This is a genomic window from Starkeya sp. ORNL1, from assembly GCF_012971745.1.
In the GTDB taxonomy this organism is placed as follows: Bacteria; Pseudomonadota; Alphaproteobacteria; order Rhizobiales; family Xanthobacteraceae; genus Ancylobacter.
The window spans coordinates 1318570-1343294 of the sequence record NZ_CP048834.1; the positions used below are offsets into that span (position 1 = coordinate 1318570).

General features: G+C 66.8%; 26 protein-coding genes. 13 read left to right on the top strand and 13 right to left on the bottom strand.

Annotation, left to right across the window (positions count from 1 at the left end; genetic code table 11):
- The first annotated feature begins 29 nt into the window (after positions 1 to 29).
- The 9 genes from rplI to G3545_RS06475 all read left to right on the top strand — a co-directional run bounded on the left by rplI (position 30) and on the right by G3545_RS06475 (position 9942).
- On the top strand, positions 30 to 611 hold the full coding sequence (gene rplI, locus G3545_RS06435; RefSeq protein ID WP_170010915.1) for a 50S ribosomal protein L9: 582 nt from the start codon (positions 30 to 32) through the stop codon (positions 609 to 611).
- Positions 612 to 819: 208 nt separating this feature from the next.
- Positions 820 to 2079 carry a cyclopropane-fatty-acyl-phospholipid synthase family protein gene (locus G3545_RS06440; protein ID WP_170010917.1) on the top strand — a complete coding sequence of 420 codons (1260 nt, stop codon included), beginning with the start codon at positions 820 to 822 and terminating at the stop codon, positions 2077 to 2079.
- A gap of 292 nt (positions 2080 to 2371) precedes the next feature.
- Positions 2372 to 3862: a replicative DNA helicase gene (locus G3545_RS06445; protein ID WP_170010919.1), complete on the top strand. Its 1491-nt coding sequence runs from the start codon at positions 2372 to 2374 to the stop codon at positions 3860 to 3862.
- Positions 3859 to 4983: an alanine racemase gene (gene alr / locus G3545_RS06450; protein WP_170010921.1), complete on the top strand. Its 1125-nt coding sequence runs from the start codon at positions 3859 to 3861 to the stop codon at positions 4981 to 4983. Before G3545_RS06445 ends, alr begins: the two co-directional genes overlap by 4 nt.
- Positions 4983 to 6404: a DNA repair protein RadA gene (radA, locus tag G3545_RS06455; protein ID WP_170010923.1), complete on the top strand. Its 1422-nt coding sequence runs from the start codon at positions 4983 to 4985 to the stop codon at positions 6402 to 6404. The genes alr and radA overlap by 1 nt, the downstream gene beginning before the upstream one ends.
- Positions 6405 to 6515: 111 nt before the next feature.
- Positions 6516 to 7100, top strand: a complete 585-nt coding sequence (locus G3545_RS06460; protein ID WP_170010925.1) for a CvpA family protein — start codon at positions 6516 to 6518, stop codon at positions 7098 to 7100.
- 102 nt (positions 7101 to 7202) lie between these two features.
- Positions 7203 to 8696, top strand: a complete 1494-nt coding sequence (purF, locus tag G3545_RS06465) for an amidophosphoribosyltransferase (protein WP_170010927.1) — start codon at positions 7203 to 7205, stop codon at positions 8694 to 8696.
- A 58-nt stretch (positions 8697 to 8754) separates the two neighbouring features.
- Positions 8755 to 9171 carry a VOC family protein gene (locus tag G3545_RS06470; protein ID WP_170010929.1) on the top strand — a complete coding sequence of 139 codons (417 nt, stop codon included), beginning with the start codon at positions 8755 to 8757 and terminating at the stop codon, positions 9169 to 9171.
- A 24-nt stretch (positions 9172 to 9195) separates the two neighbouring features.
- Complete coding sequence (locus G3545_RS06475; protein ID WP_170010931.1) at positions 9196 to 9942, top strand: SDR family NAD(P)-dependent oxidoreductase; 747 nt, start codon at positions 9196 to 9198, stop codon at positions 9940 to 9942.
- Between the two features lie 129 nt (positions 9943 to 10071).
- On the opposite strand, the gene der is transcribed toward G3545_RS06475, so the two are convergent.
- From der to G3545_RS06515, 8 genes are all read right to left on the bottom strand, one after another.
- A complete protein-coding gene (gene der / locus G3545_RS06480; RefSeq protein ID WP_170010933.1) occupies positions 10072 to 11424 on the bottom strand; it encodes a ribosome biogenesis GTPase Der in 1353 nt (450 codons plus the stop codon).
- Positions 11425 to 11430: 6 nt separating this feature from the next.
- Positions 11431 to 11712, bottom strand: a complete 282-nt coding sequence (locus G3545_RS06485) for a hypothetical protein (RefSeq protein ID WP_170010935.1) — start codon at positions 11710 to 11712, stop codon at positions 11431 to 11433.
- Positions 11713 to 11722: 10 nt separating this feature from the next.
- Entirely contained in the window at positions 11723 to 12781 is a 1059-nt protein-coding gene (locus G3545_RS29475; protein ID WP_206151385.1) for a tetratricopeptide repeat protein, read from the bottom strand.
- Between the two features lie 107 nt (positions 12782 to 12888).
- A complete protein-coding gene (panB, locus tag G3545_RS06495) occupies positions 12889 to 13710 on the bottom strand; it encodes a 3-methyl-2-oxobutanoate hydroxymethyltransferase (protein ID WP_170010937.1) in 822 nt (273 codons plus the stop codon).
- Positions 13711 to 13715: 5 nt separating this feature from the next.
- Positions 13716 to 14288, bottom strand: coding sequence for an NnrU family protein (locus tag G3545_RS06500; RefSeq protein ID WP_170010939.1), 573 nt, complete (start codon positions 14286 to 14288; stop codon positions 13716 to 13718).
- Between the two features lie 151 nt (positions 14289 to 14439).
- Positions 14440 to 14748: a HigA family addiction module antitoxin gene (locus G3545_RS06505; protein ID WP_206151386.1), complete on the bottom strand. Its 309-nt coding sequence runs from the start codon at positions 14746 to 14748 to the stop codon at positions 14440 to 14442.
- On the bottom strand, positions 14748 to 14942 hold the full coding sequence (locus G3545_RS29980; RefSeq protein ID WP_348644639.1) for a type II toxin-antitoxin system RelE/ParE family toxin: 195 nt from the start codon (positions 14940 to 14942) through the stop codon (positions 14748 to 14750). Before G3545_RS29980 ends, G3545_RS06505 begins: the two co-directional genes overlap by 1 nt.
- Before the next feature lie 166 nt (positions 14943 to 15108).
- On the bottom strand, positions 15109 to 15513 hold the full coding sequence (locus G3545_RS06515) for a hypothetical protein (RefSeq protein WP_170010943.1): 405 nt from the start codon (positions 15511 to 15513) through the stop codon (positions 15109 to 15111).
- Between the two features lie 227 nt (positions 15514 to 15740).
- Here G3545_RS06515 and G3545_RS06520 point away from each other — a divergent pair, with 227 nt between their 5' ends.
- On the top strand, positions 15741 to 16178 hold the full coding sequence (locus G3545_RS06520) for a L,D-transpeptidase (RefSeq protein WP_170010945.1): 438 nt from the start codon (positions 15741 to 15743) through the stop codon (positions 16176 to 16178).
- Positions 16179 to 16287: 109 nt separating this feature from the next.
- A complete protein-coding gene (locus tag G3545_RS06525) occupies positions 16288 to 17454 on the top strand; it encodes a GGDEF domain-containing protein (RefSeq protein ID WP_170010947.1) in 1167 nt (388 codons plus the stop codon).
- On the opposite strand, the gene G3545_RS06530 is transcribed toward G3545_RS06525, so the two are convergent.
- Complete coding sequence (locus tag G3545_RS06530) at positions 17444 to 18874, bottom strand: basic amino acid/polyamine antiporter (RefSeq protein WP_170010949.1); 1431 nt, start codon at positions 18872 to 18874, stop codon at positions 17444 to 17446. The two genes, G3545_RS06525 and G3545_RS06530, sit on opposite strands and share 11 nt — an antisense overlap.
- Before the next feature lie 294 nt (positions 18875 to 19168).
- A complete protein-coding gene (locus G3545_RS06535) occupies positions 19169 to 20788 on the bottom strand; it encodes a peptide chain release factor 3 (RefSeq protein ID WP_170010951.1) in 1620 nt (539 codons plus the stop codon).
- A gap of 229 nt (positions 20789 to 21017) precedes the next feature.
- Here G3545_RS06535 and G3545_RS06540 point away from each other — a divergent pair, with 229 nt between their 5' ends.
- Positions 21018 to 22289, top strand: a complete 1272-nt coding sequence (locus G3545_RS06540; protein WP_170010953.1) for an O-antigen ligase domain-containing protein — start codon at positions 21018 to 21020, stop codon at positions 22287 to 22289.
- 65 nt (positions 22290 to 22354) lie between these two features.
- On the top strand, positions 22355 to 22696 hold the full coding sequence (locus G3545_RS06545) for an Atu4866 domain-containing protein (RefSeq protein ID WP_206151390.1): 342 nt from the start codon (positions 22355 to 22357) through the stop codon (positions 22694 to 22696).
- 145 nt (positions 22697 to 22841) lie between these two features.
- On the opposite strand, the gene G3545_RS06550 is transcribed toward G3545_RS06545, so the two are convergent.
- The 3 genes from G3545_RS06550 to G3545_RS06560 form a co-directional block, all read right to left on the bottom strand.
- Positions 22842 to 23195: an ArsC family reductase gene (locus G3545_RS06550; RefSeq protein WP_170010957.1), complete on the bottom strand. Its 354-nt coding sequence runs from the start codon at positions 23193 to 23195 to the stop codon at positions 22842 to 22844.
- Between the two features lie 22 nt (positions 23196 to 23217).
- Complete coding sequence (locus G3545_RS06555; protein ID WP_246702717.1) at positions 23218 to 24018, bottom strand: DUF72 domain-containing protein; 801 nt, start codon at positions 24016 to 24018, stop codon at positions 23218 to 23220.
- A gap of 142 nt (positions 24019 to 24160) precedes the next feature.
- The gene (locus G3545_RS06560) at positions 24161 to 24610 is read right to left on the bottom strand and encodes a hypothetical protein (RefSeq protein ID WP_170010961.1); all 450 of its coding nucleotides are present in this window, start codon (positions 24608 to 24610) and stop codon (positions 24161 to 24163) included.
- Positions 24611 to 24725: the final 115 nt, after the last annotated feature.

The following is a 24725-nucleotide window of genomic DNA, read 5'->3' on the forward strand; positions in this document are numbered from 1 at the left end:
ACGACACAGACAAGAAACGGAGAACTGAGATGGAAGTCATTCTGCTAGAACGCGTCGCCAAGCTCGGCCAGATGGGCGAGACCGTGCGTGTGAAGGACGGGTTCGCCCGCAATTTCCTGCTCCCGGCCGGCAAGGCGCTGCGCGCCACCAAGGCCAACAAGGAGCGCTTCGACTCGATGAAGTCGCAGCTCGAGGCCCGCAACCTCGAACTCAAGTCGGAAGCCTCGAAGGTCGGCGAGAAGCTCAACGGCACGGAAGTGACGCTGGTGCGCCAGGCCGGCGAAACCGGCCAGCTCTATGGCTCGGTGTCGACCCGCGACATCGCCGATGCGCTGACCGCCGCCGGCTTCACCGTGACCCGCACCCAGATCGTGCTGAACCACCCGATCAAGACCATCGGCCTGCATGCGGTGCCGGTCACGCTGCACCCGGAAGTCGAGGTCTCGGTGAAGGCCAACGTCGCCCGCAGCGTCGAAGAGGCGGTGCGCCAGTCGCGTGGCGAGGACCTCTCGGTCAATCGCGACGACGAGGATGAGGACGAGGAGACGCTCGAGGCTCAGGCGGAAGCGGCCTCCGAGGCGGCTGACGAGGCCGACGAAGCCCAGTCCTGACGCCTTCGCGGATACTGACCTAACGTCATACGTCGAATTGCGTAGCCCGGCCGGTCTCGGCCGGGCTTTTTTGCGATTCAGGTATGCGACGGCATCATTGCTACGCCTCGAATATTATGATGCAATTATCTTCATCAAAGGGAAACATGCCCCTTCAGTGGGCAGGCGGTTCTGATTACCGGCCGCTGGTATTCCAGGGAGGCGGCCGATGGAACGGTTGCTTGCTCGCGCCTTGTCGAAGGTGGTTCGCACCGGCGACCTGATCGTCACCCTCGCCTCGGGCGAGGCCCGCCGCTTCGGCGACGGTTCCGGCCCACCGCTCGCCATACGCTTCAATTCGGAAAAGTGGCAACGCGCAATCGCGCTCGATCCGGAGCTGAAATTCGGCGAAGCCTTTACCGAAGGCGGCGTCGTGGTGGAGCGCGGCGACATTGCCGGCGTGCTGGCACTGTTGATGTCGCAAGTCGGGCTGAAGCCGCCGGTTGTCCCAGCCAAAGCATTGCTGGGGCTACGCTATCTGCTGCGACGCCTGGCCCAGTTCAACCCTCCGGACCGCTCCCGGCGCAATGTCGCGCATCATTACGACCTGGATGGGCGGCTCTATTCACTCTTCCTCGATGCAGACCGGCAATATAGCTGCGCCTATTTCGAGCGCCCGGGCCAGACGCTGGACGACGCCCAGCTCGCCAAGCGCCGCCACATCGCCGCCAAGCTGCTGCTCGACCGGGCCGATCTCGAACTGCTCGACATTGGCTGCGGCTGGGGCGGGCTCGGGCTCTATATGGCGGAGAATGCGGGAGCCAGGGTCACCGGCATCACGCTCTCCGAGGAGCAACTCGGCATCGCCCAGTGCCGCGCGCAGGAGCGCGGGCTGGATGGGCGCGCCGAGTTCCGCCTTCAGGACTATCGCAAGACACCGGGCACGTTCGACCGCATCGTCTCGGTCGGCATGTTCGAGCATGTCGGCGTCGGCCATTACGACACCTATTTCGCCCGTGTCGCCGAGTTGATGAAGGACGACGGCGTCGCGCTGATCCATTCCATTGGCCGCTCGGAAGGACCGGGCATCACCAATCCCTGGATCGCCCGCTACATCTTCCCGGGCGGCTACATCCCGGCACTGTCCGAGGTGCTGCCGGCGATCGAGAAAGCGGGGCTCTACGTCACCGACATCGAGATCCTGCGCCTGCATTATGCCGAGACGCTGAAAGCCTGGCGCGAGCGCTTCATGGCGCACCGCGAGGAGGCCGAGCGGCTCTATGACGAGCGTTTCTGCCGGCTCTGGGAGTTCTATCTCGCCGCCTCCGAGATGGCGTTCCGCCACCAGGGCATGATGGTGTTCCAGGTGCAGCTCGCCAGGCGCGAGGGCGTGGTGCCGATGACGCGGGACTATATCCCGCATGCCGAGACGCGCCTGCGCGCCGCCGAGAACCGCAACCGGCCCGGCCTGCGGCTGGCAGGGGAGTGACCCCCTTCCCACGATCCGTCATCCCCGAATTGCCGCAGGCAATATCCGGGATCGCGTGACGTTCTCTACCTTCACGCGATCCCGGCTCTCCGACTTCGCCGACGGCCGGGATGAAGACATACATATGAGTCGGACACCGACTCACCCCACGTCACGGTCAAGCGCGATTTCGCTGTCCACAGCCGCTCCACAGGACAAAATAACGCCGCCCGAATCGCGTGAGACTCGACGCTCGCGGAGGGTTAGCTGTTGAGGTGGACAAGCACCGCGAACACGGAAGATCTGGAACGAAATGCTCGACTCCCCCGCCCGCCCCACGGCGGCGTCCGAACCCAGCTACCGCACCGCGCCCCACAATGTGGAGGCCGAGCAGGCGCTGTTGGGCGCCATCCTCGTCAATAACGAGGCGTTCTACCGGGTGTCGGACTTCCTGGAGCCGCGGCACTACTTCGAGCCGATCCATGTGCGCATCTACGAGACCGCGGCCGCGCTGATTCGCGCCGGCAAGGTGGCCACTCCCGTCACGCTGAAGACCTTCATGCCGGCGGACTTCGACGTCGGCGGCATGAGCGCGCCGCAATATCTCGCGCGCCTCGCCGCCGAAGCCACCACCATCATCAATGCCGAGGATTATGGCCGCACCATCTACGACCTCTCGGTGCGCCGCGACCTGATCGCGATCGGCGAGGAGATCGTCAACGAGGCCTATGAGGCGCCGATCGACGCGACGCCACAGGGCCAGATCGAGGAAGCGGAGAAGCGGCTCTACGAGCTGGCCGAGACCGGGCGCTACGATGGCGGCTTCCTGCGCTTCACCGACGCGCTGAAGGAAGCCGTCGACATGGCGAGCCGCGCCTTCCAGCGCGACGGCCACCTCTCCGGTCTCGCCACCGGGCTCGACGACCTCGACGCCATCATGGGCGGCCTGCAGTCGTCGGACCTGATCATCCTCGCCGGCCGCCCCGGCATGGGCAAGACCGCGCTCGCCACCAACATCGCCTACAATGTCGCCGCCGCGTATCGCGGCGAGACCTTGCCGGACGGCTCGGTGCGTGCGGTCGATGGCGGCATTTGCGGCTTCTTCTCGCTGGAAATGTCGGCCGAACAGCTCGCCACCCGTATCCTCGCCGAGCAGACCGAAATCCCCTCCTACAAAATCCGCCGCGGCGATATCTCGGAATCCGATTTCGACAAGCTGGCCGCCGGCGCGCAGATGATGCAGACCGTTCCGCTCTATATCGACGACACCGGCGGCATCTCGATCGCCCAGCTGCGCGCCCGGGCGCGGCGGCTGAAGCGCCAGCGCGGGCTCGACTTCATGGTGGTGGACTATCTCCAGCTGCTCACCGGCTCCTCCAAGCGGGCCTCGGAAGGGCGCGTGCAGGAAATCACCGAGATCACCACCGGCCTCAAGGCGCTGGCCAAGGAACTCGCCGTGCCGATCATGGCGCTGTCCCAGCTCTCGCGTCAGGTCGAGAGCCGCGACGACAAGCGCCCGCAGCTTTCGGACCTGCGTGAATCCGGCTCGATCGAGCAGGACGCCGACGTCGTGATGTTCGTGTTCCGCGAGGAATATTATCTGAAGGGCAAGGAGCCGAAGGAAGGCACCGAGGAATGGTTCAAGTGGGACACCGATCTGAAGGCGGTGCAGAACACCGCTGAAGTCATCATCGGCAAGCAGCGCCACGGCCCGACCGGCACCGTGAGGGTGGCGTTCGAGCCGCAATTCACCCGCTTCTCCTCGCTCGCCCGCGATGACCGGCTGCCGGTGCCGCATTCATGAGCGGTATCGATCGCGCTGCCATTCCGCAGGCCGAAGCTGGCGGCATCCTCACCGTCGATCTCGGCGCCTTGGCCGCGAACTGGCGCGACCTTGCCGGCCGCGTGGCGCCGGCCGAGTGCGCCGCCGTGGTGAAGGGCGACGCCTATGGCACCGGGCTCGAGACCTCGGCGCAGGCGCTGTGGGATGCCGGCGCCCGTACCCTCTTCGTCGCCCTGCTCTCGGAAGGAAAGCGGCTGCGCGCCGTGCTGCCGGCCGCGACGATCTATGTGCTGAATGGCCTGTTCGCGGGCACCGAGGAGACCTATCGCGACTCCCGCCTGCGCCCGGTGCTCGGCAGCCTGCCCGAGATTGCGCTCTGGACCGCGTTCTGCGCCAGGATCGGCAACAGGCTTCCCGCCGCCCTGCATGTCGACACCGGGATGAACCGGCTCGGCCTCGCGCCGAGCGAAGCGGTGGGACTGGCCGAGACCCGCGAGGAGATCGGCTTCGAACTCGCTCTGCTGATGAGCCATCTCGCCTGCGCCGACGAGCCGGGCCATCCGCTCACCGTGCGCCAGCTGGAAGACTTCCGCGCTATCGCCGCGCTTTTCCCCGGAGTGCCGGCCTCGCTCGCCAATTCCGCCGGCTGCCTGAGCGGACCCGATTTCCATTTCGACCTGGTGCGGCCGGGTATCGCGCTCTATGGCGGGCGCTCGCGCGCCGACATGGCGCCGCTGCGCCCGGTGGTGACGCTCGAATTGCGCGTCAGCCAAGTACGCGACGTCCATGCGGGCGAGACCATCGGCTATGGCGCCGCCGCTACCGCAAGCGAGCCCATGCGCATCGCCATCCTCGCTGCCGGCTATGCCGACGGCATTCCCCGCCTCGCCGGCTCCTCGGACACGCGCGGAGGCGCCGAGGCCATCATCGCCGGCCGGCGCTGCCCGCTGATCGGGCGCATCTCGATGGACCTGATGGCGCTCGACATCACTGCCCTGCCGGAGGATGCGGTGAAGGCCGGCGACCTCGCGACGCTGCTCGGCAGGCAAATCGGCGTCGACGAGCTGGCGCGCCATGGCGAGACCATCGGCTATGAGATCCTGACCTCGCTCGGCCGGCGCTATCACCGGCGCATCGGCTGATGGCGAAGCGTACCTCCAGCTTCGTCTGCCAGAATTGCGGCGCCACCTATCTGCGCTGGCAGGGCAAATGCGATTCCTGCGGCGCCTGGAACTCCATCGCCGAGGAACAGGCGGCAACCGACGCAACCCCGATCGCCCAGCGCACCTCCCGCAAGGGCCGCGTGTTCCCGCTGGAAAGCCTCACGGGCACCAGCGAGGAGGCGCCGCGCGCCAAGGTCGGCATTGCCGAGTTCGACCGCGTCACCGGCGGCGGGCTGGTGCCGGGCTCGGTGCTGCTGATGGGCGGCGATCCCGGCATCGGCAAGTCGACGCTGCTGATGCAGGCCGCCGCCGCGCTGGCGAATGGCGGCCACCGTGTCATCTATGTCTCCGGCGAAGAAGCGGTGGCGCAGGTGCGCATGCGCGCCGACCGTCTCGGCCTCACCAGCGCGCCGGTGGAGCTCGCCGCCGAGACCAATGTCGAGGACATCGTCGCCACGCTCGCCTCCGGCAAGGCGCCGACGCTCTTGGTGGTCGATTCGATCCAGACCATGTGGACCGAGACGGCGGAATCCGCGCCCGGCACGGTGACGCAGGTGCGCTCCTCGGCGCAGATCCTGATCCGCTACGCCAAGCGCGCCGGCGCCAGCGTGGTGCTGGTCGGCCACGTCACCAAGGACGGCCAGATCGCCGGCCCGCGCGTGGTCGAGCACATGGTGGATGCCGTGCTCTCCTTCGAGGGCGACGGCGCCCACCAGTTCCGCATCCTGCGCGCGCAGAAGAACCGCTTTGGACCGACCGACGAGATCGGCGTATTCGAGATGACCGGGCTCGGCCTCGCCGAGGTGGCCAACCCGTCCGAACTCTTTCTCTCCAATCGCGACCGCGGCGCGCCGGGCACTGCGGTCTATGCCGGCATGGAGGGCACGCGCCCGGTGCTGGTGGAGATCCAGGCGCTGGTGGTGCCGACCAGCCTCGGCACGCCGCGCCGCGCCGTGGTCGGCTGGGACAATAACCGGCTCTCCATGGTGCTCGCCGTGCTGGAGGCGCGCTGCGGCGTGAAGTTAGGGGGCCACGACGTGCACCTCAATGTCGCGGGCGGCTTCCGCATCTCGGAACCGGCGGCGGACCTGGCGGTGGCGGCGGCGCTGGTCTCCTCGCTCAGCGGCGCGGCGCTGCCGGCGGACGCGGTCTATTTCGGCGAGATCAGCCTGACTGGCGCGGTGCGCCCGGTCTCGCACGCCCCGGCGCGGCTGAAGGAGGCGGTGAAGCTCGGCTTCTCCCGCGCCGTCATCCCCTCGCCCGCCGCGCGCGAGAATGGCGGCCGCGAGGCGCCGGACACCGCCATCGCCACCTCTCGTGTCGCCTCCCTGGGCGAACTGGTGGCGGATATTGCGGCAAATGCCCCGAAACGGCCGCGTGCGGTGCCACAAGACGGATGACGCGGACGCGCGGCCGCGCTATACCTCGCGCGCTCCCGGTCGGGCCGGTTCTACCGGTGCCGATTCTCCTGTTCCTCCGGCGGAACGCGCTTCGGTCACGGTGCCAAATCCTTGACGCTGCTCGATATAATTCTCCTCGCCGTCATGCTGGTCTCCGGGCTGCTCGCTATGGTGCGCGGCTTCATGCGGGAGATCTTCGCCATCGCGTCCTGGGTGATCGCGGCGGTGGTAACGCTCTATGCCTATCCCCACGCGCTGCCCTACGCGAAGCAGTATATTTCGCAGGACACCCTTGCCATGGCGGTGTCGATCGGCGGCGTGTTCCTGCTGACGCTGCTGATCGTCTCGATCATCACGGTCAGGATTTCCGACGCCATTCTCGACAGCCGCATCGGCGCGCTGGACCGCACGCTCGGCTTCCTGTTCGGGCTGGCGCGCGGATTCCTCATTATGGTTGTAGCCTTCCTGTTCTTCAACTGGCTGGCCCAGAACGAACAGGGACAACCCGAGTGGATTCGCGACGCTCGCTCCAAGGTGGTCTTGCAAAGCGCCGGTGACTGGCTCATCTCCGTTTTGCCGGATGATCCTGAGAAGCTGATCCGCGAAATTCGCGGGCCGAAGGATACCGACCAGGAGGCCACCGAGCCGCCGCCGGAGCCTGTCGCTCCGCAGCAGCCCGCGCCGCCGGCACAGTAATTGCGGAGGGATCGCCGGAACGGACATCGTTTCGGCGGTTTTTCGTTGCAGTGGCAGGAACGGAGCGCGCGCGGTCCCAATCCGCGCTTGAGGAGATCCATCATGGCATCTGGCGGTGACGGCGCAGGCGCGACGGTCGCGGATTTCGAGCCCTTCGACCCCAATGCCGACCGGCTGCGCGAAGAATGCGGCGTGTTCGGCATCTATGGCCATCCCGACGCTGCCGCCATCACCGCACTCGGCCTCCACGCGCTCCAGCATCGCGGCCAGGAAGCCGCCGGCATCGTCACCTATGACGGCCGCCGCTTCCATTCGGAACGCCGGCTGGGCCTGGTCGGCGACGCCTTCTCCGACGGCGAGGCGATCAAGCGCCTGCCGGGCGAGGTCGCGGTTGGCCATGTGCGCTATTCCACCACCGGCGAAACCATACTGCGCAACGTGCAGCCGCTGTTCGCCGAACTCGACGGCGGCGGCTTCGCCATTGCCCACAATGGCAACCTCACCAATGGCCTGACGCTGCGCCGCCAGATCATTCGCGACGGCGCCATCTGCCAGTCGACCTCCGACACCGAAGTGATGCTGCATCTGGTGGCGCGCTCCAAACGGGCGCGCTTCACTGATCGCTTCATCGACGCGCTGCGCACGCTTGAAGGCGCCTATGCCTTTGTCGGCCTCACCAACAAGAAGCTGGTCGGCGCCCGCGACCCGCTCGGCATTCGCCCGCTGGTGCTCGGCGAGCTCGACGGCCACCCGATCCTCACCTCCGAGACCTGCGCGCTCGACATAATTGGTGCGCGCCACGTGCGGGACATCGAACCCGGCGAAGTGATCGTGTTCTCCTCCGACAAGGTGGAGACGCTGCGCCCCTTCCCCGTCGTGTCGCCGCGCCCGGACATCTTCGAATACATCTATTTCGCCCGGCCGGATTCCATCGTCGGCGGGCGCAGCGTCTATCAGGTGCGCAAGACGCTCGGCCAGCAGCTGGCGCTGGAATCGCCTGCGCTGGCCGATGTGGTGGTGCCGGTGCCGGATTCCGGCGTGCCCGCCGCGATCGGCTATGCCCAGGCTTCCGGCATCCCCTATGAGCTCGGCATCATCCGCAACCATTATGTCGGCCGCACCTTCATCCAGCCGACCCAGTCGGTGCGCGACCAGGGTGTGCGGATGAAGCATTCGGCCAACCGCTCGGTGGTCGAGGGCAAGAGCATCGTGCTGCTCGACGACAGCCTGGTTCGTGGGACGACATCCGTCAAAATCGTCCGCATGATGCGCGAGGCCGGTGCCCGCGAGGTGCATTTCCGCATCTCCTCGCCGCCCATCACCCATCCGGACTTCTACGGCATCGACACCCCGGACCGCGACAAGCTGCTGGCCGCCAGCCTCGATGTGGAAGGCATGCGCCGCTATATCGGCGCCGACAGCCTCGCCTTCCTCTCCATTGACGGCGTCTACCGCGCCATGGGCTATGAGGGCCGCAATCCGGCGCAGCCGCAATTCACCGACCATTGCTTCACCGGCGAATATCCGACGCCGCTCACCGACCTCAGGGGCGAGATGGCGCCGCGCCAGCTCTCGCTGCTGGCCGAAGCCAGCTGAGAGGCAGACCGAACATGCCGGCACCGACCGGCGCCTGAAGAAAGCTTGGGGGGACGGCATGGTCGAACTCAATCAATGGCATCGCGGCCGGTTGATCGACCATATCCAGATCGTCGTCGCCGACCTGCCCGCCTGCCGGCGCTTCTATGGCGCGGTGTTCGAAGCGCTCGGCGTGCCGCTGACCGACGGCACCGGCTATTTCTTCTGCGACGAGTTCTTCGTCAGCGCCGGCGTGCCGATGACCGGGCGCGCCCATATCGCCTTCCAGGCCCGCGACGAGGATGCCGTGCAGCGCTTCCATCAGGCCGCGATCGCCAATGGCGGGCGCGACAATGGCGGACCGGGCTTGCGCGAGTACCATCCCGGATATTATGCCGCCTTCGTCCTCGATCCCGAGGGCAATAATATCGAGGCGGTTTATCATGGTCCGGCAACGCGCTCCGCGCCTTCGGTGGTCATCACCGACGACGCCTGACCGCATATTTCAGGAATCCCCGACATGACAGACGGACCGCTCGCCGGCCGCTATGCCCTCGTGACCGGCGCGACGCGCGGCATCGGGCGGGCGACCGCCCTCGCCCTTGCCCAGGCCGGCGCGCACGTCATCGCCATCGGCCGCACGTCGGGCGCGCTGGAGGAACTGGACGACGAGATCCGGCATGCCGGCTCGACGGCGACGCTGGTGCCGCTCGACCTGAAGGATGGCGACGGCATCGACCGTCTCGGCGGCGCGCTCTATGAGCGGTTCGGCCGGCTCGACGTGTTCGTCGGCAATGCCGGCGTGCTCGGCCCGATGACGCCGCTGGCGCAGATCGACCCGAAGGAATGGGCGGACACGCTCACCGTGAACCTCACCGCGAACTGGCGCTTCATCCGCTCGCTCGATCCGCTGCTGCGGCTCTCGACCGCCGGGCGCGCGGTGCTCATCTCGTCCAGCGCCGCGCACAAGGCGCGAGCCTATTGGGGCCCCTACGCCGTCACCAAGGTCGCGGTGGAAATGCTGGCGCGCACCTGGGCGGCGGAAACCGAGAATCTGTCGAACCTGAAGGTGAACCTGTTCAATCCCGGCCCGACCCGCACCCGCATGCGCGCCAAGGCCTATCCGGGAGAAGATCCCGAGGTGCTCCCGCCCCCCGAAGAAACCGCTCAGGCCATCCTCGCACTCTGCCTGCCGAGCTTCGAAGAGACCGGCAGGCTCTACAATTTCCCGGCGCGGAAGTTCCTGGAGTTCAAGCTTCCGGAGTGATGTCGCTCGGTGCGGGCATCCTTCGAGGCTCGCTGCGCTCGCACCTCAGGATGACGTGGTTATAGGCGCAACGTCATCCTGAGGTGCCCGGCAAAGCCGGGCCTCGAAGGATGCTGAAGCAGCGCGCCCTCAATCCTTCTCCGCGTACGGATTGTCCTTCTCGCGCAGCGTCAGCCTTATCGGCACGCCGGGCAGGTCGAAGGCGATGCGCAGGCCGTTGGTGAGATAGCGGATATAGCTCTCCGGCAGCGCATCGGCGCGCGAGCAGAACAGCACGAAGCTCGGCGGGCGGCTCTTGGGCTGGGTGATGTAGCGCAGCTTGATGCGCCGGCCGGACACCGCCGGCGGCGGATGGGTGTCCACCGTCTCGCTCAGCCAGCGGTTCAGCGGATTGGTCGCCACGCGGCGGTTCCACACCTCGTGCGCGGACTGGATCGCCTGCACCAGCCGGTCGAGGCCGGCGCCGGTCAGGCCGGAGACCAGTACCACCGGCATGCCCTTCGCCTGCGGCAGCCAATGGTCGGCCTCCTCGCGCAGGCGGGAGGCGAAGCCGCTATCCTTGACGAGGTCGGACTTGCTGAGCGCCACCACCAGCGCCCGGCCCTCGCGCACCACCAGGTCGGCGATGCGCAGGTCCTGCTCCTCGAAGGCGTGGGTGGCATCCATCAGCACCACCACCACCTCGGCGAACTTGGCGGCGCGCAGGCCGTCCGCGACCGAGAGCTTCTCCAGCTTATCCTCGACGCGGGCGCGCTTCCTCATGCCCGCGGTGTCGAACACCTTCAGCTTCACGCCATGGCGCTCGACATCGACGGCGATGGAATCGCGGGTGATGCCGGCCTCGGGACCGACCAGCAAGCGGTCCTCGCCGAGCAGCGCATTGATGAGGGTCGACTTGCCGGCGTTGGGCCGGCCGAGCACGGCGACACGAATCGGACGGGCGGCCCCCTCCTCCGCCACGTCTTCTTCCGGCTCCTCGCCACCATCGTCGGGGAAACACTCTTTCAGCGCACGGAACAGGTCGCCCATACCCTCGCCATGCTCGGCGGAGATCGCGACCGGCTCACCGAGCCCGAGCGAGAACGCCTCCAGCATCCCGGACTCACTGTCGCGGCTCTCGCTCTTGTTGGCGACGACGATGGTGTGACGTCCGGAGCGGCGTGCCAGTTCGGCGAAGGCACGGTCCGACGGCGTCAGCCCGGCACGGGCGTCGATCATGAACAGCAGGACGTCGGCTTCGGCGATGGCGGCCTCGGTCTGGGCCCGCATGCGGGCTTCCAGGCTCTCCGCCTTGGCCTCTTCAAGGCCGGCGGTATCGATGACGCGGAATTCGAGATGGCCGAGCCGGCCATCGCCCTCGCGGCGGTCGCGGGTGACCCCGGGGCGGTCGTCGACCAGCGCCAGGCGCTTGCCGACGAGGCGATTGAAGAGCGTCGACTTGCCGACATTCGGCCGGCCGACAATGGCGACGGTGAGGGACATGGCTGATTATTGCGCCGGTTTCGCGGGCTTGGCGGCAACGGCTGCCGGGGATTCCGGCGTCGGAGCGGCGCCGTAGCTGCCGGCCGTCGCCGGCTGCGGCGGCGCCGCATTGTAGTCCACGCCCGGCACGCCCTCGGGGAATACCTGCACGCGCGTGCCGCTCAACTTCTTTTCCTTGTCGAACGGATTGAGCGCGTCCAGCGTCTCGCAGCCCGCCGCGGCCAAGGCAAGGCCGAGTGCGGCGGTGACGAGAGCCAATCGATAGAGCGGGCGCTGCCGGAGGGTCATGGGCGTTCTCCTATTGCGGCGCTGCCGGCGCGGGAGCCGGCTCCGCGGGCGGAGCGGCGTCCGGCGCAGGGGCCGGGGCGGCGGATGCAGGCGGCGTAGGCTCGGCGGGCGCAGGCGCGGATTCGGCCGGCGCGGGCGTGGCGGCTTCCGGCGCAGTCGCCCCCGGAGCGGTCACCTCGGGCGCGGCCGGCACAACGGCTTCCGGCGCGGGCACCACAGGTTCCGGCGCCGGCACGGCAACCTCCGGCACGGCGGGCACCGCGGGCGCGGCCGGGGCCGGCGGCGTCAGCGATCCCTCGGGAATCGGCGAAGCACCGGGCAAGGTCGGCATCTCGGAGGCCGGCGGTAGCACGGGCGCGGTCGGCACCGGCAGTATCGGCGCGTTCGGCACCGGCAGCGCAGGCGCGGTGCTCGTAGCCGGCGGGGCGCCGGCAGTGGCGAGCGTGCGCATCAGTTCGGCGCGCTGGCGCATGCCAGGCGGCAACTCGCCATCGGCGAGCAGGGCCTCGAAGGTCTTGGTCGCGGCGTCATAGTCGCCGGCGCGATACTGGGCGAGGCCGAGGATCTCGCGCGCCGAGTTGCGGAACGCGCCGGTCGGGGTGTCGAGCGGCTTCATCCGCGCCTCGATGTCGGCAAGCGGCGCGGTGTCGACCAGCAGCAGGCCGGCGCGGATGCGGGCGACGTCGCGAGCCAGCGGATCGACGCCATTCTCGTTCGCCAGCGCATCATAGGCGGCGACCGCAGCGGCCTTGTCGGTATAGGCAAGCTCGGTGGCGGCGCGGAAGCGGGCGAGGATGCGATAGCCGCTGGTGCCGTCCTTGGCGATCTGGGCGAAGGCGGCCTGCGCCTCGGCGTGCTTGCCCTCGTCGGAGAGCTTGAGCGCGGCGGCAAAGCGCGCCCCGGAGGCCGCGGCCTCGCGGGTCTGCCACCATTCATAGCCGCGCCAGGCGCCGACGCCGATGACGATGAGCACGGCCAGCCCGATGATGTAGGAGCCGAAGCGGGACCAGATCTTGCCCAACCGCTCGCGACGGAGATCCTCGTCGATCTCGTTGAAAATATCAGCCATTTCTTATCCGTTGGGCGGCAGGCGAAGCGCAGGTGAGCGCCAGCCTTGAGGGCCGCGTAAGTTAGCGATGCGGCCTCATCAAGGCAAACCGCCGCGAGGTATCGGGATCAGCCCTTTTTCGCAGCGTAAACATGCTCCGGACCGGGGAAGCTGCGGGCCCGCACCTCGGCGGCGTAATCCGCCACGGCGGCGCCGATCGAGGGGCCGATATCGGCGAACTTCTTGACGAAGCGCGGCACCCGGTCGGACAGGCCGAGCATGTCCTCCAGCACGAGGATCTGCCCGTCGCAGGCAGCCGAGCCGCCAATGCCGATGGTCGGCGGCGCGACCTCCCGGGTGATGGCGCGCGCCACCGGCTCCGCCACGGCCTCGACGACGATGGCGAAGGCGCCGGCCTCGGCAATGGCGCGGGCATCGTCGCGGATGATGTCGGCGCTGGCCTCGTCGCGACCCAGCGCCTTGAACGAGCCGAGCGTGTTGATGGATTGCGGGGTGAGGCCGACATGGCCCATCACCGGTACACCACGGTCGGCGAGGAAGCGCACCGTCTCCGCCATGCGCCGCCCGCCCTCGAGCTTGATGGCGCCGGCGCCGGTCTCCTTCAGCACCCGCGAGGCGGTGGCGAAGGCGTGCTGCGGCGAGCCCTCATAGGAGCCGAACGGCAGGTCGACAACCACCAAGGCACGTGAAGAACCCCGCATAACCGCTTGGCCCTGCAGGATCATCATCTCCACCGTGACCGGCACGGTGGTCTCCATGCCGTGCATCACCATGCCCAGCGAATCGCCAACCAGGATGAAGTCGACATGCGGGTCGATCAGCCGGGCGGTATGGGCATGGTAGGAGGTGAGCGAGACGATCGGCTCGCCGCCCTTGCGGGCCCGGATATCGGGCGCGGTGAGCCTGCGGGCAGCGGACTGTAGGGACATGATGTTCAGCTCGGCATTACGGGCACGCCCACCACATAAGGGTGGAACAGGAAGGCGAGCGCGGCATAAAGCACGAGACCGGCAATGACCGCAACGACATCGCCGCCCCACCCGGAGGGCGCGACCGGCAGCGGATCGCCGCGGCGCTTCAACGCGATGCGGTCATAGACCGCCCAGGCCAGTATCAGGACGCACAAGGTGATGGTGGCAGCATCACCATTGGCCAGCAGATGCGCGAGCGCCCAGGTCTTCACCGCGACCAGCAGCGGGTGCTTCAGCGTCGCCCGAATATGGCTCGGCACAAAGGCGGCGGCGGCGAAGATGGAGGCGAACAGCATCAGGAGCAGCGTGATGTGCCGCATCGCCACCGGCGGATCCCAGAGCTGCGCCGGGCCCTGCGCCCGCCATGCCGCGTAGCCATAGGCAGCGAGCACCAGGCCGGCGGCGGAGACCGCGGAATAGAGCCCCTTGTACGGCCCCTCCCCGATCCGGCCGATGAGCGCGGCGCGCGCCTCGCGGCGGGTGGTGAAGATGTGCGCACCGAGAAACAGCGCAAGGCCGACGAGCATCAGGATCATGGCGACGGCTCCGGGAGGATTGAGGTCGCCGGCAAGCTAGATGGATTCCAATCCACGCGCCACGCGCCCGGCCCGCGGTACAGGGTCTCGGGGGATGAGGGCGCGCGCTTTGCGTGGGCATCGAAGGATGCCGAAGCAAAACGATCTCACATCACGCGGCATTCCGCGGCTCGATGGCGGCAAGAACGTCGGACATCTCCTCCCGAGAAACCTCAAGATCATATTTGCTCTGCATGTTCATGAACCAACTCGCATCGACGCCGAGATAGCGACCGAGCTTGAGGGCGAGCGGCGCCGTGATGCGGTGGCGGCCATGGCACAAATCGTTCAGCTGGCCGCGGGATACACCGATGGCGTTGGCAAGCGCGTAGACCGAGATGCCCATCGGATCGAGGAACTCTTCCTTCAGGATAACGCCGGGATGCGGAAGGGGAATTTCTCTTGCCAATGTCGCCTCCATCAATCGTGGTAATCGACAAACTCGACGTCATGGGCATCGCCGTCATACCAGATGAAGCAGATGCGCCATTGGTCGTTTACACGGATCGAATGCTGCCCGGCTCGGTTGCCGCCCAACTTTTCCAGTCGATTGCCAGGCGGCACACGCAAATCCTCCAGCCAGACGGCCGTATCCAGCAGGAACAGCTTCTTCACGGTCCTTTTGCAAACATCCGGCGGCACGCCGCGTACAAAGCGTCCCTCAAAAGAGCTTGCGCCTCGTTCCCACGAAAGCTGACGATCAGAGCATGCGTACCAAGATCTGGTACGTACCAAAATATGGTACGTCGCCGCTTGATCAAAGCGTTTCTGGTGAGCGATCTCAGCGGTCTGCCTTCGCCTCGCGCTGGATCGGCGGCGGCTCCGGCGGGCGCTCGAAGACGATGCCGCATTTCTTCTCGATGGATACGCGCTCGATGGCCTCCATCTCGCCCTTCAGCCGGGCGAGTTCGGCCGTCGTCGCATCATCGCCGCCGATGAAGAACAGCGCGGGCCAGAACACCACGATGCTCACCGTGGTCGCCACTGCGTCGCTGGTGGCCTTCTTGTTCTGGACGCCGGTCAATTGCTGCACCCGTGCGGAAATGCGCTCCGCCTCCTGGCTGATCTGTGCGCAGTCATATTGCTGGTAACTCAGTGGCGACACATAGGCCGCCGCGACCTTGTCAGCCGACTTCGCACACGCGCCGAGCGCGATCATCGCGCAAAGCGCTAAAAACCAGTTCATGCCAACCCCCAATTGAAGAGCGGCGAGCATATTTCAGGCGTGCAACCGAGTCACCGACAGAGCTGACCTATCGACATGTCTCTTTGTCGCGCTTCCCAATTCTTAAACCGCCTCCTCGATTTCTCCGGCTCGTCGTCACCTGCCCTCAACCATGTGAACGCTCCGTGCTTCCCGCAGGAGGATCAATCGTGGCAATATCGCGGCAGGGTAGAAGTGAGGGGAGTGCGATGAAGCGGATCATCACCGCCTTCGCAAGCATGGCCTTTGCAGGACTTGCATGCGTTTTGTCATCGACGGTGGCCAGTGCCAATGTCGTGGCGAGGGTCGATATTTCCAGCCAGCGCATGAACGTCTCGGTCGACGGCTGGCCGCGCTATAGCTGGGCCGTGTCGACCGCACGGCGCGGCTTCAATACGCCGACCGGCAGCTACCGGCCGCAGCGCCTGTACCGCAGCTACTTCTCGAAGAAGTACTACAACTCGCCGATGCCGCATTCGATCTTCTTCCGCGGCGGCTACGCGATCCACGGCACCAACTATATGGGGCAGCTCGGCCGACCGGCCTCGCATGGCTGCATCCGGCTGGCGCCCGGCAATGCGGCAACGCTCTATTCGCTGGTGCAATCATACGGTAAAGGCAACACGCGGATCGTCATCGCACGCTAGCTCACACGCCCCACCACATGTGAACTTGTGCTCCGGTCGATGATGCTATCGTGCTCCCGGTCCGCCTTCGCGGGCGGACAAGGTCGCGCATGCGGCCGCGGAAGGGCCCATGCTGCTCGACTACACGTCGCTCCTGCTGTCCATCGGCTTCTCGGCTGTCTGCCTGTCGGCCATATTGTTCGCCGCATGGCTCACCGCGCGCACCGAGGGCTTCCTGCTGACCTGGGCAGCCGGCACCGCCTGCGTGGTCGGCAATGTCTTCACCTACAGCGTCTATGTCGATGCCCCGAGCCCGACGCTCGGCGTGATCGCCTTCGCCTTCCTGCTCGGGGGGCTCAGCGTGCTCTATGGCGCGGCGCGGCAGTTCCGCCTCGGTCGCCTGCCGTGGCGTCGCACATTGATAGCGGGCGTACTCTCGCTCGGCATCGCGCTGCCGCCGATCGGGATCGGCTATGACGGCGTCGGCTTCGCTCTGGTGAACATCGCGGCGGCGCTGCTGCTCGCCATCACCGCTCATGAATATTGGATCGGACGCCATGAGGCGCCGAGCGCCATCACCGGCATCGCCGCGCTCTATCTGCTGGTCGGCATCTCCTTCGCGCTGTGCGGACTGGTGCTGAGCCTCGACGGCAAGCTGGTGCTTGACGGGCCACCGAGCAACTGGGCGGAAGACCTCAATCTCATCATCGTCATCGCCGGTGTGCCGGGCATCGGCGCGATGTCGCTGGCACTCAACCAGACGCGCCTTGCCCGCACCCACAAGCGCGAGGCGATGACCGATCCGCTGACCGGGCTGCTGAACCGCCGCGCGCTGTTCGATGCCCATGATAGCGGACCGCTGCGCGGCCAGATGGCGGTGATCCTGTTCGACATCGACCGCTTCAAGCGCATCAATGACGAGCACGGCCACGCCACCGGCGACCTCGTCATCTCGCTGTTCGCGCAAGCGCTGCGCGAGAGCCTCGGTGGCGGCGAATCCGCGGCGCGGCTCGGCGGCGAGGAGTTCGCACTGGTGCTGCCGAAATCGAGTGCCGAGGCCGCGCTGCGCCATGCCGAGCGGGTTCGGTCCGATTTCGCCGCGCTGGCGCTGCACCAGGGCGGTCTCGCCTGCACCGCCAGCGCCGGCATCGCCTTCGGCGAGGCCCATGGCAGCAGCTTCGAGGCGGTGCTGAACGCCGCCGACCAGGCGCTCTACCAGGCCAAGCGCACCGGGCGCGACCGCATCGCCTCCGCCGGCCTGCGCCTCGTCGAACCGAGCCCGCGCTTCAGACGCTGATCTGCCCCGTCGCCAGCCCGTACGCGGCGGCGAGCGCGCCGGCCACGGCGACGGCGAACATCACCACCTCGATGACGGTGAACACCGGTCGCCCCTGCTCGCGCCGGGTGATGACATAAAGCAGCGTGCCAGGCGCATAGATCACCGCCGACAGCAGCAGGAATTTCAACCCGCCCGCATAGATCAGGCCAAGCGCGTAGAGCGTGGCGAGGCCGGCGCGGACCAGATCGCCGCGCCGCTCCGGCGCAACCGGACGATAGCTCTCGCCCGTTATAGCCAGCTTCAGCGCATAGGCGGCGACCAGCAGATAGGGGATCAGGATCATCGAGCTGGTGAGCTTCAGCGCCAGCAGGAAGGCCTGCTCGGCGAACAGCGTGATGATGAGGAAGCTCTGCACCAGCGCATTGGTGAGCCAGAGCGCGGCGGCCGGCACGGCGCGGGCATTCTCCCGCGCCAGGAAGGCCGGCATGCTCTCCATCTTCGCGGCGGAAAACAGCACCTCGGCGGCGAGCAGCGACCAGGACAGATAGGCGCCCATCACCGAGATGATGAGGCCGGCGCTGACGAACACCGCGCCCCAAGGCCCGACCACCGCCTGCAGCACCCCGGCCATGGAGGGGTTGCGCAGGGCGCCCAGTTCCTCGCGCGGCAGCACGCCATAGGACAGCACGGTGATCATGACCATCAGTGCCAGCACGCCGAGGAAGCCGAGCAACGTGGCGAGGCCGACATCCTCGCGCCGGCGGGCATAGCGCGAATAGACGCTGGCGCCTTCGATGCCGACGAACACGAACACCGTCACCAGCATGGTGCCGCGCACCTGGGCGAACAGGTTAGGGGTCTCGGCGCCGGCGCCGCCGGAGAGGTTGGCGGCGAACACGTCCGGCTTGAACGCCGCCGCGACGATGACGATGAACAGGATGATCGGGATGATCTTGGCGACGGTGGCGATGCGGTTGAGGCTCGCCGCCTCCTTGACGCCGCGCAGGATCAGGAAATGCACGGTCCACAGGATCACCGAGGAGACCGCGACCGCCTGCACGGTGTTGCCGTCGCCGAAGACGGGGATCAGCGCACCGAGCGTCGACTTGATGAGTACGAAATAGGAGACATTGCCGAGGCAGCACACGGTCCAGTAGCCAAGCGCGGAGAGGAAGCCGGGATATTCGCCGAAGCCGGCCTTGGCATAGGCATAGACGCCGGCATCGAGCTCCGGCTTGCGGCGCGCCAGGGTCTGGAACACGAAGGCCAGCATCAGCATGCCGCCGCCGGCAATGGCCCAGGCGATCAGCGCGCCATAGACGCCGGTGGCGCGGCCGAAGGTCTGCGGCAGCGAGAAGATGCCGGCCCCGACCATGGAGCCGACCACCATGGCGGTCAAAGTGAAGACGGAGAATTTCTGCGTCTGTTCGGCAGCCATGGGTACCCGCGTGACATGATCGCCCGCACGCGCGCCGCGCGGGCTAAGATCATGTCAATGGATCGGGTGGGCGGGCCGTCAAGTCGCCCGGCGCCCGGGCGTGCGAATGCGGGACGTGGCGCGCAGTTTTGGGACGCTCGGAGGCTAGTGACTCAACATAGCCACGTCATCCCGAGGTGCGAGCAAGGCGAGCCTCGAAGGATGTTCTAGCAGGGGGCGGCCGCTGGGGTGGGCATCCTTCGAGGCCCGGCGTTGCCGGGCACCTCAGGATGACGTTATTCTTTTGAATTCGATTCAGCCGACCTTCTTCACGTCCTTGATGTCGGTGAAGACGATGCCGGGCCAGCGGTCGCCGGTATAGCCGACCATGAAGGCCGACGAGGCCAGGAAGACCAGGTCGCCGTCGAGATCCTCCGCAGTGGAGGAACGGTTGGCGGTGGCGAAATCCTCAAGCTTCTTCTTGTCCTCGCTCGACACCCAGCGGGCGAGCTGGAACTCCGACATGTCGAAGCCGATATCGAGGCCGTATTCCGCCTCCATGCGGTTCTTCAACACGTCGAGCTGCAGCGAGCCGACCACGCCGACAATGGCGGGCGAGCCGTCGGTCGGGCGGAACACCTGCACCACGCCCTCTTCCGCCATTTCCTGCAGCGCCTGCTTCAGTTTCTTCGCCTTCATGGCGTCGGAGAGCTTCACCCGGCGCAGGATTTCCGGCGCGAAGGACGGCACGCCGACGAAATTCAGGTCCTCGCCCTCGGTCAGCGTGTCGCCGATGCGCAACGCGCCATGATTGGGGATGCCGACCACGTCGCCGGCATAGGCCTCGTCGGCGATGGCGCGATCCTGGGCGAAGAAGAATTGCGGCGCCGTCAGGCTCATCTGCTTGCCGGTGCGCACCAGCTTCGCCTTCATGCCGCGCGTCAGCTTGCCGGAGCAGAGCCGCGCGAAGGCGATGCGGTCGCGATGGTTGGGATCCATGTTCGCCTGGATCTTGAAGACGAAGGCCGACATGCGCGGCTCCTCGGCTTCGACCCGGCGCAAATCGGCATCCTGCGCCCGCGGCGGCGGGGCGTAGCGGCCGAGCCCTTCGAGCAGGTCGCCGACGCCGAAATTGCGCAGCGCCGAGCCGAAGAACACCGGCGTCAGATGGCCCTCGAGGAAGGAATCGAGATCGAAAGGGTTGCAGCCCTCGCGCACCAGGGTCAGTTCCTCACCGAGGGCCGCCTCGTCGAGGCTGGCATTGAGCCCGGCAATCGCGCTCATGCTCATCTGCCGCAGCGGGCCGGTCTTGCCCTCGTCGCCGTCGAGCAGCCGCATGCCGCCGGAGGCCACGTCCATGGTGCCGACGAAATCGCGCCCGCGCCCGACCGGCCATGTCATCGGCGTGGTGTCGAGCGCCAGCGTCTTCTCGATCTCGTCGAGCAGGTCGAACGGATCGCGGCTCTCGCGGTCCATCTTGTTGATGAAGGTGATGATCGGGATGTCGCGCAGCCGGCACACTTCGAGCAGCTTGCGGGTGCGCGCCTCGATGCCCTTGGCGCCGTCGATCACCATCACCGCGGCGTCGACCGCGGTCAGCGTGCGGTAGGTGTCCTCGGAGAAGTCCTCGTGGCCGGGCGTGTCGAGCAGGTTGAAGACATGGTCCTCGAACTCGAACGTCATCACCGAGGTGGCCACCGAGATGCCGCGCTCGCGCTCGATTGCCATCCAGTCCGAACGGGTGGACCGCCGATCCTTCTTCGCCCGCACCTGGCCGGCCAGCTGGATGGCACCCCCAAACAGCAGCAGCTTCTCGGTGAGCGTGGTCTTGCCGGCGTCCGGATGCGAGATGATGGCGAAGGTGCGCCGGCGCGCCACTTCGCGCGCAATCGGCGAGGGCTGGTTGGAGCGGGCGATGATGGCTGTGTCGGTCATGGCGCGTATGTCGCAGCGAAGCCGCGCGAGATCAAGGGTGGCGGGTGGGTACGTTCGTTAAGCGGTGAAGGGGTAGCGTGGCTGTAGCTTTGCTCGAGCATCCTTCGAGGCCGCCTATGGCGCCACCTCAGGATGAGGTGGTTCTCACAGCGACCTCATCCTGAGGTGCTCGCGCAGCGAGCCTCGAAGGATGCCCAAGCCGAGCGCCCTGCCCCACCGCGACCGAGCCATGGCCACCAACGCCCACGCCACCGCCCGATCTTCGCTCACCGTCTCCGCGGAGGCGCTGGTCAATGGCGCGCTCTATGGCGCCATCCTCATCAGTTTCCTCGTCATCATCGAGCCGGCGCCCTATGAGGGCCTGGTGGCGCTGCTGGCGCTCGCCCTCGTGCTCGCGGGGGCGCGGGTTGACCGGCTGCTGGCGCCGATGATCCTGCTGATCGCGATCTGGGCGGTGTTCGGCGCCTTTGCACTGATGCCGGTGATCGAAAATACCCAGTCGCTCACCTATTACCTGGTCTCAGTGTATCTCGCGATCTCGGCGCTGATCTTCGCCTGCCTGTTCGCCGAGCACACCGAGCGGCGGCTCCTGACGCTGCAGCGCTCCTACATCGTCGCCGGGCTGATCGCCGCGATCCTCGGCATCATCGGCTATTTCGACGTCATCCCCGGGCTGCGCGGCCTGCTGGTGGAGAATGACCGCGCCAAGGCGACCTTCAAGGACCCGAACGTCTTCGGCCCCTATCTGATCCTGCCGCTGCTGTTCCTGGTGCAGGAATTCCTCTATCGCGGCCTCCGGCTGCGCCACATCGTGACCGGCCTCGTCATATTGATGGCGCTGTTCCTCAGCTTCTCGCGCGGCGCCTGGGGCCATGCGGTGGGCTCGGCGCTGTTCATGGTGGTGATGATGTTCTTCACCAGCCCGAGCCCGCGCTTCCGCCGCCGCCTCGTCATGCTGACGCTCGCCGCCGCCGGCGGCATTGCGGCGATGCTGATGCTCCTTCTGTCCTTCGGTTCGGTGAAGGACATGTTCGCGCAGCGTGCCAACCTCATAAACTACTATGACACCGACGCGCCGAGCGGGCGTTTCGGTCGCCAGCTCGAAGGCTTCCTCCATATGTTCGATTATCCGAACGGGGTGGGGCCGAAATATTTCGCCGTGGTGTTCGGCCAGGACCCGCACAATGTCTATCTCGCCACGCTCTATGCCCATGGCTGGATCGGCGGCTTCGCCTACTCGGTGCTGGTGGTCACGACGCTGGTGGTGGGCTTCAAGGGACTATTGGTGCGGGCCCCCTGGCAGCCGGCGCTGATCGCGGTCTACGCCACCTATCTCGGCGTGGCGCTGGAGGGCTTCATCATCGATACCGACCATTGGCGGCATTATTTCCTGCTGATGGGCGCGGTCTGGGGCCTCGCCATCGCCTCGCTGCGCTACCGGCCTGCGTTGCCCAAAGTGCCGCGGCGGCTGGAGGATCGTGCAAGGATCGCCCAGCCCTGATCTACCGCTGTCGGCCGTAGCTGCCGGAGACTGCCTCCATTGAAACCAATCGGATGGAGGCTCTCATGGGCGTCTCGACACGGGCCGCGCTTGCCGCCGCGCTCACCACCGCCGCGCTGCTCACGGGCACCCCGTCCCACGGCACGGAGGCCGGCATGGCAGACCACCCCTATATCGGCATGTGGATCACCGGCGACGGCCACATCCGGCAGCAACTGCTGCCGAACGGGCGCTATGACGAAGCCCGTGGCACGCGCAAGAGTGCCTATCAAGGGCGCTACAAGGTGACGGGCAACCATATCGACTATTGGGACGACACCGGCTTCACCGCCGACGGGCGGTTCGAGGGCGACGTGCTTTATCATGGCGGCATGGTGTTCTACCGCGAGGGCACGCGGGCGGAGTAACGCCCAGAGGGCCCTCATCCCCGGGCTTGACCCGGGGACCCAGACTTCGGCGGGGTACATGCGGCGTGGCTGGATCCCCGGGTCAAGCCCGGGGATGAGGGCGTAAATTGGGTCGCCTCGGCCCAGTGAATTTTGAGTCAGCTCCTCAACCGGCGACGTTGGCCGCGTACAGCTCGGGCTTGAAGCCGACCAGTATGCGTCCGCGGCCGAGATCGAGCACCGGGCGCTTTATCATGGACGGGTTCGCCATCATGAGCGCGAAGGCGCGCTCCTCGTCGAGATCCTGCTTCTCAGCCTCGGGAAGCGCGCGGAAGGTGGTGCCGTTGCGGTTCAGCAGTGTCTCCCACCCCACCTTCTTCGCCCAGGCCTTGAGATGGGCGAGGTCGATGCCGGTTTCCTTATAGTCATGGAAGGCATAGGCGACGCCGTGGCCGTCGAGCCAGGTCCGCGCCTTCTTCATGGTGTCGCAGTTCTTGATGCCATAGATGGTGACGGGCATTTGTCTTCCGTGAGCAGGCAGGTCAGAGGCGTTCGATCAGCGCCATGGCGGCGGCCGGATTGCGCACCTTGTAGCCGCTGATCACATAAAGGAACACCTCGTGCGGGCCGGCTTTCCCGGGCTTGGCCACGCTCGAAAGATCGTCCGGCACCTTGCCGCCGGCCAGCGCCTGCGCCCGCTTCACCCAGCGGTCGAGATCGGCCTTCGAATAGCCGGCGGCCTCGTCCTCGCTGGTGCCCATGATGCGGGCATAGACGAAGGGCGCGGTGATATCGGCAATCTGAGGGAACTCACTGTCGCCGGCCAGCACGATGGCAACCTCGTGCTCGCGGGCGAGCGCGATGAAATCCGGCGACTTGAAGCTGTCATGGCGCACCTCGACGGCGTGGCGCACCTTGTGGCCGTCGACGCTCCTGGGCAGCAGCTTAAGGAAACCGGCGAAATCGTCCGGGTCGAACTTCTTGGTCGCCATGAACTGCCAGTTGATGGGGCCGAGCTTCTCCTTGAGTTCGGTCACTCCGCTCTTGAAGAAGCGCTCGATCGACTCGCCGGCTTCCGCCAGCACCCGGCGATTGGTGGCGAAGCGCGGGCCCTTCAGCGCGAAGATGAAACCGTCCGGCGTCTCGGCCCGCCATTTGGCGAAGCTCTCGGGCTTCTGCGAGCCGTAATAGGTACCGTTGACCTCGATGGAGGTGAGCTTGGAGGCGGCATATTCCAGCTCGCGCTTCTGCGCCAGCCCGTCCGGATAGAACGCTCCGCGCCACGGCTCGAAGGTCCAGCCGCCGACACCGACCCGGATGTGCTTGGCATCTTGCTGTGGCACGCGCTCACCCTCCCCGCCTGACAATGCGAGGGCGAACATAGGGTGGACGGCGGATGCCGCCAAGGCCGCAGATACCATGAAAGGCAGCGGGCGCAGCCAGGAGAATCCCGGGGCGCCCGCGTCGATCAAGGCGCCTTGCCGCTTACCAGTAGGTCCAGAAGCAGCTGCGGAACGGACGGCCCCAGCGATCAAAGCGGGTACGGCAGACCCAGCGACGTCCGCCCCACCAACGGCCGCCATGCCAATAGCGGCCGCGACGAGTACCGCCTCGCCAGTAACCGCGGCGATATCCGCGCCGGTATCCGCGCGCATAAGGCAGGCCTGCGCGACGATAGCGTCGGCCGGTACGCCGGCCCGTGCGCCGGCCGGTGCGGCGCGCCGGGCCGCGGCGATATTGCGCCTCCTCGACCGGGGTGCCGTCCGGCGTTTCGCCGGAGGCGTCGATTTCTTCCGCATCCAGCATGTCATCTGGAGGCGCGAGGTTTCTGAGCTGGTCAAGCGGGGTCGCTTCGGCGGTCGGAATAAGCGTGCTGGCGAGCGCGGCTGAGCCGGCAAAACCAAACAGCCCGAGCAGGAAAGAGCGTCGTTCCATGGAGAACCTCCCGATCATGCGGCCAACATGGTTCGTCCCTTATGCCAGCGCTGTCTATAAGCAACGCAGCATCATCGCCGGGTTTTGATGTTGTTGGGTAACAAACGAGTGGACA

What these genes read in the sequence shown, in the direction of transcription:
- rplI (WP_170010915.1), top strand. Translation starts at nt 30, where the DNA reads ATGGAAGTCATTCTGCTAGAACGCGTCGCCAAGCTCGGCCAGATGGGC.
- G3545_RS06440 (WP_170010917.1), top strand. Translation starts at nt 820, where the DNA reads ATGGAACGGTTGCTTGCTCGCGCCTTGTCGAAGGTGGTTCGCACCGGC.
- G3545_RS06445 (WP_170010919.1), top strand. Translation starts at nt 2,372, where the DNA reads ATGCTCGACTCCCCCGCCCGCCCCACGGCGGCGTCCGAACCCAGCTAC.
- alr (WP_170010921.1), top strand. Translation starts at nt 3,859, where the DNA reads ATGAGCGGTATCGATCGCGCTGCCATTCCGCAGGCCGAAGCTGGCGGC.
- radA (WP_170010923.1), top strand. Translation starts at nt 4,983, where the DNA reads ATGGCGAAGCGTACCTCCAGCTTCGTCTGCCAGAATTGCGGCGCCACC.
- purF (WP_170010927.1), top strand. Translation starts at nt 7,203, where the DNA reads ATGGCATCTGGCGGTGACGGCGCAGGCGCGACGGTCGCGGATTTCGAG.
- G3545_RS06470 (WP_170010929.1), top strand. Translation starts at nt 8,755, where the DNA reads ATGGTCGAACTCAATCAATGGCATCGCGGCCGGTTGATCGACCATATC.
- G3545_RS06475 (WP_170010931.1), top strand. Translation starts at nt 9,196, where the DNA reads ATGACAGACGGACCGCTCGCCGGCCGCTATGCCCTCGTGACCGGCGCG.
- der (WP_170010933.1), bottom strand. Translation starts at nt 11,424, where the DNA reads ATGTCCCTCACCGTCGCCATTGTCGGCCGGCCGAATGTCGGCAAGTCG.
- G3545_RS06485 (WP_170010935.1), bottom strand. Translation starts at nt 11,712, where the DNA reads ATGACCCTCCGGCAGCGCCCGCTCTATCGATTGGCTCTCGTCACCGCC.
- G3545_RS29475 (WP_206151385.1), bottom strand. Translation starts at nt 12,781, where the DNA reads ATGGCTGATATTTTCAACGAGATCGACGAGGATCTCCGTCGCGAGCGG.
- panB (WP_170010937.1), bottom strand. Translation starts at nt 13,710, where the DNA reads ATGTCCCTACAGTCCGCTGCCCGCAGGCTCACCGCGCCCGATATCCGG.
- G3545_RS06500 (WP_170010939.1), bottom strand. Translation starts at nt 14,288, where the DNA reads ATGATCCTGATGCTCGTCGGCCTTGCGCTGTTTCTCGGTGCGCACATC.
- G3545_RS06505 (WP_206151386.1), bottom strand. Translation starts at nt 14,748, where the DNA reads ATGGAGGCGACATTGGCAAGAGAAATTCCCCTTCCGCATCCCGGCGTT.
- G3545_RS06515 (WP_170010943.1), bottom strand. Translation starts at nt 15,513, where the DNA reads ATGAACTGGTTTTTAGCGCTTTGCGCGATGATCGCGCTCGGCGCGTGT.
- G3545_RS06520 (WP_170010945.1), top strand. Translation starts at nt 15,741, where the DNA reads ATGAAGCGGATCATCACCGCCTTCGCAAGCATGGCCTTTGCAGGACTT.
- G3545_RS06525 (WP_170010947.1), top strand. Translation starts at nt 16,288, where the DNA reads ATGCTGCTCGACTACACGTCGCTCCTGCTGTCCATCGGCTTCTCGGCT.
- G3545_RS06530 (WP_170010949.1), bottom strand. Translation starts at nt 18,874, where the DNA reads ATGGCTGCCGAACAGACGCAGAAATTCTCCGTCTTCACTTTGACCGCC.
- G3545_RS06535 (WP_170010951.1), bottom strand. Translation starts at nt 20,788, where the DNA reads ATGACCGACACAGCCATCATCGCCCGCTCCAACCAGCCCTCGCCGATT.
- G3545_RS06540 (WP_170010953.1), top strand. Translation starts at nt 21,018, where the DNA reads ATGGCCACCAACGCCCACGCCACCGCCCGATCTTCGCTCACCGTCTCC.
- G3545_RS06545 (WP_206151390.1), top strand. Translation starts at nt 22,355, where the DNA reads ATGGGCGTCTCGACACGGGCCGCGCTTGCCGCCGCGCTCACCACCGCC.
- G3545_RS06550 (WP_170010957.1), bottom strand. Translation starts at nt 23,195, where the DNA reads ATGCCCGTCACCATCTATGGCATCAAGAACTGCGACACCATGAAGAAG.
- G3545_RS06560 (WP_170010961.1), bottom strand. Translation starts at nt 24,610, where the DNA reads ATGGAACGACGCTCTTTCCTGCTCGGGCTGTTTGGTTTTGCCGGCTCA.